The following is a 12751-nucleotide window of genomic DNA, read 5'->3' as shown; positions in this document are numbered from 1 at the left end:
GCTCGCTCACCAGTCGAACTCCTCGTGGAGTCTTCGCCCCTTGGCGTTCAGCGCGGGGCCGACGACCTCGGTGACGCCGTCGAGCACGTCGGCCGATCGGACCGGCGCCCCCTGGTCGGTGAACGCCGACAGCTCGTCGCTGCCGACGCTGTAGACGACGCGCCCGAACGCGGCGTACCGCATCCCGCCGGCGCACATCGGGCACGGTTCGGTGCTCGTGTACATGACCGTCCCGCGGCGCGCCGCCGGATCGAGTTCCCGGCCAGCGCGGTAGGCGAGGTGGAGTTCGGGATGGCGCCGGACGTCGTCTTCCGTCAGGACGCGGTTCGAGGCCTCCATGACGATTTCGTCGTCGCGGACGAGGACGGAGCCGAACGGGCGATCGCCCCGATCGACGGCCGATCGGGCGAGATCGAAGGCGCGACGCATGTGGGAGTCGTGGTCGAAGGCGTCGAAGTCAGGGTGGCTCATACACGCTCCTCGCCGGGTGCGGACGTAAGTCCGCTCGCCGCCGTTCGGCTCGTGTTCGGCCCGGAGTCGGCGTCGGTCCGTCGTTGGCCGGGAACAGTGTCGGTCGAATGCCCGTCCCGTCATATACCCGTGGCACCTGCCAGATGCAGGTATATCAACGCGGCTCTGTTCGGACCACGTGGAGGAACCTGTAATGCCAACCGGTACGGTCGCGTTCTTTAACGAGACAGGGGGCTACGGCTTCATCGAGACGGACGAGATCGACGACGACGTCTTCTTCCACATGGAGGACGTCGGCGGCCCCGACCTCGAGGAAGGCCAGGAAGTGGAGTTCGACATCGAACAGGCGGAGAAAGGGCCGCGGGCGACCAATCTCGAACGTCTCTAGCTCCCGACACGGACCCCGACCCGATCGGACGCGTCAACATCCCGCGTCCCGCGTCGCCGATCGGGACTACGAATAGCGTCGTGGCCGCCGCGACGGGACTGTCGTCACGACGGCGATCGACGTCGCTCCGTCGGTACCGCCGACTGCGGGCGTCGCAATTACCGAATCCGCAACGAGGTACGTGTGAGTTCAGATACGGACGGAGACGGCGGAACGGACGGAGACGACAGGACGGACAGAGACAACGATCGGGACGCCGACGACGTTCGTCGCCGGTGGGAACAGCGGTCTCGCGCCTACTCACCCGAGTACTATGCGTACTACGGCTCCGACGAACGAAGCGATCGACTTCGGGAGGTCCTCGCCGAGCACGTCGATCGAGACGCGGCCGTCCTCGAACTCGGCTGTAGTTCGGGTCGCCACCTCGCGCACCTCCTCGAACACGGCTACTCGGACCTCGCCGGGATCGACCTCAACGCGGACGCGTTCGACGTAATGGGCCGAACCTATCCGGACCTCGCCGCGACGGGCACGTTCCACCGCGGCGCGATCGAGTCCGTCGTCCCTTCGTTCGAGGACGATCGGTTCGACGTCGTTTACTCGGTCGAGACGCTCCAGCACCTGCACCCCTCCTGTGATCGGGTGTTCGCCGACCTCGCGCGGGTGACGAGCGAGGTGCTCGTCACGGCCGAAGTCGAACCCGACCCAGGGAGGTTCGACTCCAAATCCGATCCCGAGCCGTCCGAGTCCGATTCCGGGTCCGCTCGGGCGCGATCGAGCGACGGGATCCGCGTGACCTCCGTCGACGGCGTCACCCTGTACAAACGCCACTGGGATCGGGCGCTCGCCGACGCCGGCTTCGTCGAGCGCCGATCGATCGACCTCGATCGGGTGACGATGCGGGTGTTTCGGTCGACGGGTTCGAATCGCTGAACTTCCGCCGATTAGCCCTCCCGCTCGGAGGCGGACTCGTTGCTGGCGACGAGCCAGACGCGCGCCCGGTCCGGGTCTTCCGCGTAGTACCGCACCGAGAGTTCCGCACAGGCCTCCAGCAGTTCGTTCGATTCGAACCGATACGGGTTTCGCGGATCGCGTTCGTCGGACGGCTGGAGGTGGTGTTCGTAGACGAGCGCGCCGCCCGGCGCGAGGGCTCCTTTTACGTCCGGAAGCCGATCGCGCGCGTCGAAAAACCGGATCGAGACGACGTCGTAGGCGGATTCGGGAAAGCAGTAGCCGTCGACGTCGGCGAGGATCCACTCGACGCTCGCCGATCGTCCGGCGGCCCGCTCGCGGGCGCGATCCAGTTTCGCCCGGGAGATGTCGACGGCGTCGACCGTCCAGCCGCGATCGGCGAGTTCGATCGCGACGCGCCCGTCGCCCGTCGCGATGTCGAGCGCGCGGCCGTTCGGCAGCCGATCGGCCACCGCTTCCGCGAGCGTGGTCTCCCGGTCCGGCGGAAGCGCCGGCTCGCCCGACAACTCTCCTCGGGATCGGTGCTCCGTGGTCATTCCTGTGGGGAGGCGACGCGAACTCACTTGAGCCTACGCCCGTCGCTCGACGCGCTCGATCGCTTCCTGCCAGGGTGTGCAGGCACCACACGCTTCCCCCGGACGGGCTCAGAAACGCGTATGAGCCCGACGATTACTGACGACGAGATCGGCAAACCCGTCGAGAACGCGGCCGGCGAACAGATCGGGATGGTAACTGCGGTCGAGTCGGGGACGGCGTACGTCGAGCCGGACCCCGGGATCACGGATTCGATCAAGGCCGCGATCGGATGGGAATCGGCGGGCGAGGAGCAGATGCAGTTGTCCGAGTCGGACGTCGACGAGATCACCGAAGCCGCCGTCTTCCTCGAAGACGACTCCACGACACAGGGGGCGGCGGTTCGAGACGAACGCGGTGCCGAAGGCGAACGCGAGATCGGGGCGGTGAGCGACGAGTCGGCCGATTCGCAAAACACCGATGTCGGGGAGGTCGATCGCGACGAGCGATCGCGGACGACGGGGACGGAGCGCGGCTCCGACGCCGGAACCGAGAGCGCAATCCGGGACGAACCGGAACCGGAGCCCGCCGGCGGAACGAGCGGACTCGACGAAACCGACGCGTCGGAGGCGCCGCGGGATTCGGACCGCGCCGAGGAACCGGACGCGATCGAACGCGAGCGGTCGGCTCGCGGCGCCGACGTCGATCCGAGCGAACTGACGGACCGGGAGCCCGAGGCCGAACTGCAACCCGAGGAGGGAGCCGAGCGGACCGACGCCGAAGTCGAACCCGACGCGGACGCGAGTCGATCGGACGCCGAAGTGGAACCGGAGTCGGACCCGCGACACACGGACGCGGAGGTCGATCCCGAAGCGATCCGCGACGAGGAGCCGACGGGTCCGACGACGGAAGATGGAGCGAGCGAGGACGATCGAAACCGCGATAACGAGTAGACCGGCCTGGCCGAGACGCCAGGAGTCGATGACGAGCGGGCGATCGCCGTCTTGAACGCTAACTCCAGAAGGGGCTGGAAGTCCGCCGAGGTGAGATGCGTCACTTCCTGGAGGGGGGTGCGTAGTTATCGGCGGTTCGAATCGAACCACTCCACCGCGAAATCGACGAGCGGTCTCTGGGCGAGCCGTTTCGCGTCGGCGACGCCGATGCGACCGGTCTCGAAAGCGTCGAGGTGTTCGCGCTCGAACGCCGCACCGCACTCCGGAAAGTCTTCGTCGTCGATATCAAGATCCTTCCAGTGAGCCCACTTGCGCTTTCCGTCGACGAGCACCGCGCCGCCGTTGGTCTTCGTGGCGATATCGGCGTCAGTGCGGTACTCAGCGAGATGGAGCGAGGTGTTCGTCGCGTGCGACGTCCCGAGAAACAGCACGTCGCCGTCGAGGTCGTAGACCCGGGCCAGCGGCGACTCCTCGCCGAGCGAATGGTCGTACGTGTGGTCCTCGATGACAAAATCGGCATCGGCGCCCCACGCGGCGAACGACAGTTGAGGGTGGTCGCTCCGACGGACGCCCGGACAGGAGCGAAAGCACTCGGCGATCGCACCCATCCCCTGCGTCGGTGTCACGTCCGGCCGGTAGGGTGGCATCTGTTCGCGGACGGTTTCGTACCACGAGTCGGGAACCGGCGGATTTCCCATGTCGGCCGGGTCCATGTTTCCGGGTGAGTGCGTCGGCATCACGATGGTACCGTCTTCGCCGACGACGCGCTGGAGCGCGATTACGACGGCGGGTGCCCCGCCACAGACCCAACCCAGAGCGGAGAGCGATCCGTGGACGAGCACCGTCTGGCCGGACCTGATACCGAGGTCGCGTAGATCGCTCGTCATCGACTCGACCGTAATCGGCTCCGGCGATCGATCATCGGGAAGGGTATCGCTCATAAGTAGACGTGACTGGTACCAATCATAAATCTCGTGATGGGACGACACCGATGTCAACGCGATCGAACGCGATCGATTTGCTAGAACCCCTGACGTTTTCTCGATCCGAGTTCACATTTACAACCAACTACGATTCTACGCCCTCGAGCGGTGACTCCTGAGACGGTCCCCTTCCTATTTCCGATACCACCATGGGATTTATTAGAGTCGGGTCCCGACGATCGGCGATCGCGACAGACCGCTCGAACACGCCGTCGAAAACTCATCTCTCGCCGCTTTCGGGACGATCGGCTGTCGGATCGAAAATGCACCGCCACCCAGCGGGCGGGACTCGCCGGCCCGACCATTAATTGCCTCTTCGCCGTGGATCCGATACCGATGTCACCGAATCGAAGCGCCGACGGCCCGATCGGCGTCGACGTCGCCGGGCCCGCCGACGCACAGTCGATCGTCTTCGTCCACGGTGCGATGTTCACGCGGACGATGTGGCTACCCCAGCAGCGGGCGCTTTCGGACGAGTTTCATGTCGTGGCGTTCGACCTCCCCGGCCACGGCGTCTTCGGCGAGGAGACGTTCCGGATGGAGCCGGCGATCGAACGGGTACAGCGGGTGATCGACGCGGAGACGGACGGCAGCGCCGTGCTCGTCGGGCTCTCGCTCGGCGGGTACGTCGCCACGGAGTACGCCCACCGCTTCCCGAGCGACGTCGACGGGCTGGTGCTGTCCGGCAGCAGCGCGAACCCGGTCCGCGGGATGGAACTGCTCACGCGGGCGACCGGCGCAACGGCTCGCCTCCTCACGAAACCCGACGTCGGCAAACGCGCGGTCGAACGCCTCGCGACGCGGTGGGTGCGAAACCGCGACCTCCCGCCGGACGTCGAGCGAGCGATCATCGAGTCCGGATTCTACCCCAAGCAGTTCGGCGATGCGGGACCCGAGGTCGCCGGGCGGAATTTCCGAGAGGCGCTCTCGACGTATCCCGGGCCGACGCTGATCCTGAACGGCGAGAACGACAAGCTCATGCGCCGGGGCGAGCGGGAGCACGCGGCGGCCGCCCGGGACGGTCGCGTCGAAGTGCTGGCGGACGTCGGGCATATCTGCAACCTCCACCGGCCGGAGACGTACACGGATCGCGTCCGGCGGTTCGTCCGTCGTCGCGTTCCACAGAAGCAGTGACCGGCGTCGGTACGACCCCCTTCGCACCGCGGTACGCTCGGTCTTCGTCACCCCCAATCGTCAACTGCATCGACGGCGGAGGCTCGCGTATGGCGATCGACGAAACCCAGACCGTGACCGAGATCGCCGTCGACGACGTGACGCTCGAGGGCGAACTCGTCGTGCCTGCCGACGCCGGCGGGCTGGTCGTCTTCGCCCACGGCAGCGGCAGCAGTCGGCACAGCCCGCGGAACAACTTCGTCGCGGAGACGCTCCGAAAGCGCGGCCTCGGGACCCTGCTGTTCGATCTGCTCACCGAAGACGAGGACCGACACCGGGAGAACCGGTTCGACATCCCCCTGTTGACGGATCGTCTCGTCGCGGCGACGGCGTGGGCGCGGGATCGAAACGACCTCAGCGCGGACCTTCCGATCGGCTACTTCGGCGCGAGTACGGGCGCCGCGGCGGCGCTTCGCGGTGCGGCCCGATCGGAGACCGACGTCGACGCGGTCGTGTCGCGCGGCGGCCGGGTCGACATGGCCGAGGACGCGATCGGCGACGTGACGGCGGCGACGCTGTTCATCGTCGGCGGAGAAGACGACTCCGTGCTCGAACTCAATCGGGAGGTGTACGACGCCCTCTCGTGCGAGAAGGATCTCCGCGTGATCGAGGGCGCCGGACACCTCTTCCAAGGCGAAGGCGAACTCGAAGCCGTCGCCGACCACGCCGCGGACTGGTTCGCGACGCATCTCCGGAACCGGGGGTGAGGCCGCCGGTTCCGCGCGTCACGTGGACGGAGCCTCGTGCGGGGCGCACACCCGGGTCGGCGATCGAACGCGCACCTTCACTCGATCGCCTCCTGATCGTGTCCCGTCAGCTCGAGCGTTCCCGGATCGAGCGTGTAGTACCGTTCCCAGGCCGGATCGAGGCTCACGACGCGCGTGTCGGCGATCGTCTCCTCGCGGTGTTTGTGGTGGTGGCCGACCAGACAGAGGTCGGGGGAGACGGCTTCGAGGAGGTCGTTCACGTGCTGACAGCCGGGATCGTATCCGTAGGAGAGGAGGCCCGTCGGCGCCTCGTGTGCGAGGAAGACGTCGACGTCGGACAGGTCGGCCGCGCGATCGACGTCCTTGCGAGTGAAGTGGCGGCGCCGATCGCCCGACAGTTCCGTCCGCGGCAGGTCGTACTTCGTCGGCGCGAAGTTGCCCGAGAGGCCGGCGACCCGGAGGCCGCCGACGGTCGCCGCCGTGCTCGCGAGCAGGTGGACGTTTCGCGTCTCCGGGGGGTCGTCGCCCGCTCGCAGCGCCTCGATCACGTCGAAGTCCTCGTTGTTGCCCGCGACGAACCACGTGGGCGCGGGGAGGTCGTAACACTCGAGGTCGCCGACCTGGAGGACGCGATCGGGGTCGAGCGCCCGGTAGTACGAGCGCAGCGTCTCGCGGCGATCGGGATCGGAGGCGTGGGCGTCGCCGAGAACGAGCATAATCGCGGTTGGAGGGGCGGCGGTATACGCGTGTTGCCGGGTCGTGCGCGGCTCGGTCCGGGATCGGCGATTCGATCTCGACGCGGATTTCAACGGCGGTGACGGTCACCGAGCGAGCGACGAACGCTTATCAGATCGGTCGTGGTTCGCGTCCACATGGTTGACAGTCGAACCTACGAGTTCGAGGGGACTGGCCCGACGATCGACGAGGAGGCTCACGTGAGCCGCGAGGCGACGCTCGTCGGGGACGTGACGGTCGAGGCGGACGCGAGCGTCTGGCCGGGAGTCGTCCTGCGGGGCGACATCGGCCCCGTTCGGATCGGTCGACAGGCCCACGTCGGCGACAACGCGACGATCCACGCCTCGACGGTCGACGAGGAGGTCATGGTGGGCCACGGAGCCGTCCTCAACGAGGCCACCGTCGAACGGCGCGCGCTTGTCGGGTTCAACACGACAGTCAATACCGACGCGACTATCGGCCGCGGGAGCATCGTCGCAGCGGGGACGGTGATCCCCGACGACTACGATATCCCGCCGGAGTCGTTCGTCCGCGGCGTTCCCGCGCGGATCACGCCGCTCGACGAGACCGGGATCGATGCCGACGCCGTCTTCGAAGAGTCCTCCTCGGGCGAGTACACGAACCTCGCACAGCGGCACGCAAACCTGTTCGAGTGACTTCGAATTCCGGCTACCGGCGTCGGAATCACGCCGGACGCAGCCAGAAAACCGCGTCTCAGGATCGCGTCGGCCCGTCGCCGATCGCGAAGATTTCCTCGAAGAGGCTCTCGGCGAGCCGATCGAGGTCGTCATCGGCGTCGCTCGCATCCATCGCGTCGCCGACGCCCTGCCACTCGACCGAGAGGCGGGCGATCGGGACCAGCGCGACGCCGCCGATGGTGATCTCGCCCTCGGGGGTGTGGACGGTCCACTCCGTTCGCATCCCCTCGGACGAGCGGGTGACGTCGGTGATCTGCGCGCCGGCGCCGAGCCAGCGATCGACGAGGCCGTCGGTGATCCGCCGGAGTTTTCGTTCGCCGAGCAGGTGGCCGACGACGCCGCCAGCCGTGAGCAAGGCGAACGCGGCGACGGCGACGATGACGCCGCCGTACGGAACGTTCACCGACGCCGCGAGGGCCGCGATCACGACGACGAGCCCGAGGACGCGAGCGTCGATCGCGCTCGGAACGGTGCCGTCCCAGAGGGATTCCCGGGACCGCTGTTCGAGTTGCATGCGCCGGCATCTGGAGACCGGTACTATAGTCCTTTCCGTGTCGGGATCGTCACTGTAAGCGATAGTTAGGCGGAGCCAAGCCGGGATTGGACGGGGATAAGTCGGCGTTGGACGGGACCACGCCCGAGGTGGACTCACTCGTAGTCGAGCAACTCGTCGTCGCCGTGTCGATCCCGCAGCGCGTCGAGGTAGTCTCGCTGTTCTTCGAGTCGCGGCGTCGGCTCCGCGTACGCGTACTCGAACATCTCGCGGGGGTCGGCCTGGACGTCCTCGGCTCGATCGACGAGCGCCGCGACGGTCTCTTCGATCTCGTCCTCGATCGCGGCGATCCGACCGTCGCCGAGGGCGCCCCGATCGCGGAGGTAGGCCTCGAACCGATCGATCGGGTCGCGCTCGCGCCAGCGCTCGATGTCCGCTTCGTCGCGGTAAACGGCCGGATCGTCGGCCGTCGTGTGGGCGCCGAAGCGGTACTGGACCGCTTCCACGAGCGTCGGACGCCGATCGCCCCCGCCGAGGGCCTTCTCCCGCGCGGCCTCGGTCACGACGTAGGTCGCCAGCGGGTCCATCCCGTCGACTTGGACGCCCTCGAAGCCGTAGGCGTCGGCCTTCTGGGCGATCGTCGCGCTCGCGGTCTGTCGCTCTCGGGGCACGGAGATGGCCCACTGGTTGTTGTTACAGAAAAAGATCGTCGGCGTGTCGTACACGCCCGCGAAGTTCATCGCCTCGTGGAAATCCCCCTCGGAGGTCGACCCGTCGCCGAAGTGGACGACGGTGACCCGCTCGTCGCCCCGTAGCTTCGCCGCCCACGACCAGCCGACGGCGTGCGGGAGGTGCCCCCCGATCGAGATGTTGAGCGGGAAGACGTCGATCTCCGAAAGCGCCGCGTTCCCGTCCTCGTGGCCCATCCAGTAGGTAATATACTCCCACGGGAGGCCGCGGGCGACGAGCGCGCCGTGCTCGCGGTACTGGTAAGAGAGCGCGTCGTCGTCGGCCAGGGCGTACGTCGACCCGATCTGCGATCCCTCCTGCCCGGCCAGCGACGCGTACGTCCCCAGCCGCCCCTGTCGCTGGAGGCTGATCATCCGCTCGTCGAACCGCCGACAAAACCGCATGTCGCGATACATCGATCGCAGCGTCTCCGGGTCGAGATCGGGTTCGAGAGCCGGGTCGACGACCTTCCCGTTCGGGTCGAGCACCTGCACTCGATCGTCGGGCGCTCGATCGAGCACGTCCCGCGCGAGCACGTCTCCTGACATTATCACCTGCGTGGGACGCAGCCACTATAGTACCGACGGGTAGCCGAGTCCGATCCGAGCGGTTCGCGCGATCGACGGGACCCGATCCGTCCCTGCGGCGATCGTTTCGGCCGGTCCTTCTCCAACGGTGTGGCCGGCCGATCACGATAGTCTCGACCGCACGCAGAGGAACACCGGATACCGAGACTCCTTCTCGTATCGCTCCGGCCACGTCTCTTCGAATCGTTCCGTCGGCCGGGGTTCGAGGAGTCTCTCCAGTCGAAAACCCGATTCCAGGAGCGGATTGACGACCGCCGAGACGGGACGGCGATAGTACGGGACGTCGACCTCCCAGTTCTTCTCTGCCAGTTCGACGTCGAAGTAGTTCGCGCGGCCGTCGTCCCCGCCGAACGGAAACTGATCGAACGGATGGCCGGTCGAGAACACGAAGAACCCGCCGGGCTCGAGGATCCGGGCGAACTCCGAAAATGATTCGCGCCACTCTTCTACGTATCCGAGCGCGAGCGCGCTGACGACCCCGTCGAACGCGTCGGTCTCGGCGAACTCGAGCGGCGCTGCGAGGTCAGCTCGATGGAACGTCGCGCGGTCGCCGACTCGCTCTCGAGCGTGTGCGAGCATCGCTTCGCTCACGTCGACCCCCACGACGTCGGCGCCCCGATCGAGGAGCCACTCTGTGTACGCGCCGGTTCCACAACCCGCATCGAGGACCCGCTTTCCGTCCACGTCCGGCACGAGCGAGGACGTCGCCGGGAACTCCAGGTCGGCGTTGTACGGGTTCGTCCGAACCTCGTCCGCGTACGTATCCGCCAGTTCGTCGTAGGCGGCTTTCGCCACCGGCTCGTCCTCGGAGGCCATGCTACTTACTCTGCAGCTCCGGTCGAAAGGATTACGGTCGAGACGAAGTCGGGAAGAACGGACGTCTCCCGGTGCGCCGATCGGTTCGACGCGCGTAGGGCTCGTCCACATACCCGATCATCGGCGGACCGACGTGTCGAAACACGCTATGCGCTGGCCTCGGAATCCCCGCACATGAGCTGGACGGTCATGCCGACGTTCGAGGATTACGATCGGGCTCGCGAGGAGTTTTCGTGGGAGCTCCCGGAGTCGTTCAACCCCGCCGTCGACTTCCTCCGGAAACACGACGACACGAGCCGGGTGGCGCTCCGGTACGAGCGGCCCGAGAGCGGCCGCGTTGAGACCTACACCTTCGACCAACTGGACGATCGATCGGACCGCATCGCGGCCGCACTCGCCGCCCTCGGAATCCAGGCGGGCGATCGCGTGGGCGTCGTCGTCCCGCAAAAGCCCGAGAATCCGATCGCGCACCTCGCGAACTGGAAGCTCGGGGCCGTCTCGGTGCCGTTGACGGTGCTGTTCGGTCGCGACGCCCTGCAGTACCGCCTGGAGGACAGCGGGGCGAAAGCGGTGGTCGTCGATCCGGACGTTCGCGAGGCGATCGCAGAGATTCGGGACGACTGTCCGAATCTGGAGCACGTGATCGAACTCGGCGACGAGGAGGCGGTCGACGGCGCCGACGGCGCCGCCGAGGGCGATACGGCTACACACGCTTTCGACGCCCTCCTCGCGTCGTACGAGCCCGGGATCGACGCCTACGACGCGACCCCCGAGACGCCGACGGCGATCATGTACACCAGCGGGTCGACGGGGCCGCCGAAGGGCGTCCTGCACAGCCACGCGCTCTGGCTCGGACGGGCGGCAGCGGCGTACAACTACTTCGACCAGGGCCTCGCCGAGGGCGAGGCGACCCTCTGGACGCCCGCGGACTGGGCGTGGGGCGCCGCCCTCGGCGGGACCCTGTTCGCCGCGTGGCACCACGGCTGTACGATCGTCGGCTGGCCGAGGGACGGCTTTGACCCCGAGGCGGCGTTCGAGCTCCTGGAACGACACGGCGTCACCCACACCTTCATGCCGCCCACCGCGCTCCGGTTGCTGACGTCGATCGACGATCCGGAACGCGAGTACGACCTGGCGATCGAGACGTTCGCGTCGGCGGGCGAACCGCTCACCTCTGAGGTGGTCGACTGGGTCGAAGAGACGTTTACGGACGTCTCGATCAACGACTTCTACGGCCAGACCGAACTCAACCTGGTCGTCGGCAACTCCGACGCCTGGTTCGACACGCGACCCGGCAGCATGGGCAGGCCGTTCCCCGGGTACGAGGTGGCGATCCTCGACCCCGACACGCGCGAGGAACTGCCCGACGGTGAGGTAGGCGAACTCGCCGTGAAGACGGGCGATCGGCGGGTCTTCTTCGACGAGTACTGGGGACTCCCGGAGAAGACAGCGGCGAAGCGGACCGAAGACGTCCCCGAGAGCGAAGCGATCGGGGAGTCGGAAGAGCTCTGCTCTTCCGGAAAGTGGTTTCTGACGGGGGACTTGATCGAGCGCGACGCGGACGGCTACCTGTGGTTCGTCTCCCGGACCGACGACGTGATCCTCACCAGCGGCTACCGCGTCGGCCCGATGGAAGTCGAGGAAGCCATCCTCAACCACGAGGCGATCGAACAGGCCGGCGTCGTCGGCGTCCCCGACGAGACCCGTGGCGAGGCGATCAAGGCGTTCGTCAAGCCCGTGACCGACGAGTACGACCCGGAAGCGCTCCGCGGGGAGATCCGCGAACTGGTCCGCGACCGACTCGCCGAGTACGAGTACCCCCGCGAGATCGCGTTCGTCGACGAACTCCCGACCACGACGACCGGCAAGATCCGGCGCCGATCGCTGCGCGATCGCGAAGGCGCGACGAGCGAGTGATCGCGGCCGGCCGGTACGCGAGTGATCGGCCGCACGCCCCGGGCGAGAACTGGATTTCGATCGGCGAGCGCGTCGACGTCGATCGGCTCTGACAACCGGGAACGCGCTAGTAACTTTATACGTCAACACGGCGAACGATGGCGTATGTACCGCGTTCTGATGCCCGTCGACACCAGCGAGGAGCGTGCGCTCTCGCAGGCGCGCTACGTTACGTCGCTACCCGACGCGAGCGAATCGGTCGAGGTCCACGTGCTGTTCGTCTTCACGGACGAGGGAGGGGACCTCCCCAGGGAGTTCGAACAGTTCAAATCCGCGTCGCGGATCGGCTCCGTCCGACGCGCCACGGAGTATCTCGAGGAGAACGACGTCGATACCACGGTCCGCGAGGACAGCGGCGACACGGCCGCGGACATCCTCGACCGCGCCGAGGACCTCGACGTCGACGCGATCGTCCTCGGCGGCCGAAAGCGATCGCCGGTGGGGAAGGCGGTCTTCGGCAGCGTCACCCAGTCTGTCGTCCTCAACACCGATCGACCGGTGGTCGTGGCGGGCGGCGAGTCGTCCTGAACGTCGGTCGTTCGAGCGCCTCGTATCGACGCCCGATTCAGGCCGCCGT

General features: G+C 67.2%; 15 protein-coding genes. 8 read left to right on the top strand and 7 right to left on the bottom strand.

What is annotated here, in order from left to right; translation table 11 throughout:
* Positions 1–6: 6 nt before the first annotated feature.
* Positions 7–471 carry a nucleoside deaminase gene (locus MUH00_RS03505; protein WP_247002384.1) on the bottom strand — a complete coding sequence of 155 codons (465 nt, stop codon included), beginning with the start codon at positions 469–471 and terminating at the stop codon, positions 7–9.
* A 193-nt stretch (positions 472–664) separates the two neighbouring features.
* Here MUH00_RS03505 and MUH00_RS03500 point away from each other — a divergent pair, with 193 nt between their 5' ends.
* Together MUH00_RS03500 and MUH00_RS03495 are read left to right on the top strand one after the other, a co-directional pair.
* Complete coding sequence (locus MUH00_RS03500; RefSeq protein WP_247002383.1) at positions 665–859, top strand: cold-shock protein; 195 nt, start codon at positions 665–667, stop codon at positions 857–859.
* Between the two features lie 183 nt (positions 860–1042).
* On the top strand, positions 1043–1792 hold the full coding sequence (locus MUH00_RS03495) for a class I SAM-dependent methyltransferase (RefSeq protein ID WP_247002382.1): 750 nt from the start codon (positions 1043–1045) through the stop codon (positions 1790–1792).
* Positions 1793–1803: 11 nt separating this feature from the next.
* Here MUH00_RS03495 and MUH00_RS03490 read toward each other — a convergent pair whose 3' ends face one another.
* Positions 1804–2367, bottom strand: a complete 564-nt coding sequence (locus MUH00_RS03490; RefSeq protein ID WP_247002381.1) for a class I SAM-dependent methyltransferase — start codon at positions 2365–2367, stop codon at positions 1804–1806.
* Between the two features lie 120 nt (positions 2368–2487).
* Here MUH00_RS03490 and MUH00_RS03485 point away from each other — a divergent pair, with 120 nt between their 5' ends.
* The gene (locus MUH00_RS03485; RefSeq protein WP_247002380.1) at positions 2488–3297 is read left to right on the top strand and encodes a midas domain-containing protein; all 810 of its coding nucleotides are present in this window, start codon (positions 2488–2490) and stop codon (positions 3295–3297) included.
* A 125-nt stretch (positions 3298–3422) separates the two neighbouring features.
* Here the strand turns inward: MUH00_RS03485 and MUH00_RS03480 are convergent, their stop codons facing one another.
* On the bottom strand, positions 3423–4238 hold the full coding sequence (locus MUH00_RS03480) for an AAC(3) family N-acetyltransferase (RefSeq protein WP_247002379.1): 816 nt from the start codon (positions 4236–4238) through the stop codon (positions 3423–3425).
* 378 nt (positions 4239–4616) lie between these two features.
* Between MUH00_RS03480 and MUH00_RS03475 the strand changes: the two genes are divergently transcribed.
* On the top strand, positions 4617–5414 hold the full coding sequence (locus MUH00_RS03475) for an alpha/beta fold hydrolase (protein WP_247002378.1): 798 nt from the start codon (positions 4617–4619) through the stop codon (positions 5412–5414).
* Positions 5415–5503: 89 nt separating this feature from the next.
* Complete coding sequence (locus MUH00_RS03470; protein WP_247002377.1) at positions 5504–6160, top strand: dienelactone hydrolase family protein; 657 nt, start codon at positions 5504–5506, stop codon at positions 6158–6160.
* Positions 6161–6237: 77 nt separating this feature from the next.
* On the opposite strand, the gene MUH00_RS03465 is transcribed toward MUH00_RS03470, so the two are convergent.
* Positions 6238–6876: a metallophosphoesterase family protein gene (locus MUH00_RS03465; RefSeq protein ID WP_247002376.1), complete on the bottom strand. Its 639-nt coding sequence runs from the start codon at positions 6874–6876 to the stop codon at positions 6238–6240.
* A gap of 156 nt (positions 6877–7032) precedes the next feature.
* Between MUH00_RS03465 and MUH00_RS03460 the strand changes: the two genes are divergently transcribed.
* Positions 7033–7551, top strand: a complete 519-nt coding sequence (locus MUH00_RS03460) for a gamma carbonic anhydrase family protein (RefSeq protein WP_247002375.1) — start codon at positions 7033–7035, stop codon at positions 7549–7551.
* A gap of 58 nt (positions 7552–7609) precedes the next feature.
* Here MUH00_RS03460 and MUH00_RS03455 read toward each other — a convergent pair whose 3' ends face one another.
* From MUH00_RS03455 to MUH00_RS03445, 3 genes are all read right to left on the bottom strand, one after another.
* Positions 7610–8107, bottom strand: a complete 498-nt coding sequence (locus tag MUH00_RS03455; protein ID WP_247002374.1) for a hypothetical protein — start codon at positions 8105–8107, stop codon at positions 7610–7612.
* Positions 8108–8241: 134 nt separating this feature from the next.
* Positions 8242–9363, bottom strand: a complete 1122-nt coding sequence (gene pdhA / locus MUH00_RS03450; RefSeq protein ID WP_247002373.1) for a pyruvate dehydrogenase (acetyl-transferring) E1 component subunit alpha — start codon at positions 9361–9363, stop codon at positions 8242–8244.
* Positions 9364–9504: 141 nt separating this feature from the next.
* Positions 9505–10218 (bottom strand): class I SAM-dependent DNA methyltransferase, encoded by a 714-nt coding sequence (locus MUH00_RS03445; RefSeq protein ID WP_247002372.1) that lies wholly within the window; start codon positions 10216–10218, stop codon positions 9505–9507.
* 174 nt (positions 10219–10392) lie between these two features.
* Between MUH00_RS03445 and MUH00_RS03440 the strand changes: the two genes are divergently transcribed.
* Both MUH00_RS03440 and MUH00_RS03435 read left to right on the top strand, forming a co-directional pair.
* Entirely contained in the window at positions 10393–12135 is a 1743-nt protein-coding gene (locus tag MUH00_RS03440) for an acetate--CoA ligase (RefSeq protein WP_247002371.1), read from the top strand.
* Positions 12136–12279: 144 nt separating this feature from the next.
* On the top strand, positions 12280–12702 hold the full coding sequence (locus MUH00_RS03435) for a universal stress protein (RefSeq protein WP_247002370.1): 423 nt from the start codon (positions 12280–12282) through the stop codon (positions 12700–12702).
* Positions 12703–12751: the final 49 nt, after the last annotated feature.

Source organism: Halosolutus gelatinilyticus (assembly GCF_023028105.1).
Classification (GTDB): domain Archaea; phylum Halobacteriota; class Halobacteria; order Halobacteriales; family Natrialbaceae; genus Halosolutus; species Halosolutus gelatinilyticus.
The sequence above is the reverse complement of the archived record's forward strand: the minus strand, read 5'-3'. Positions and strand labels throughout refer to the sequence as shown.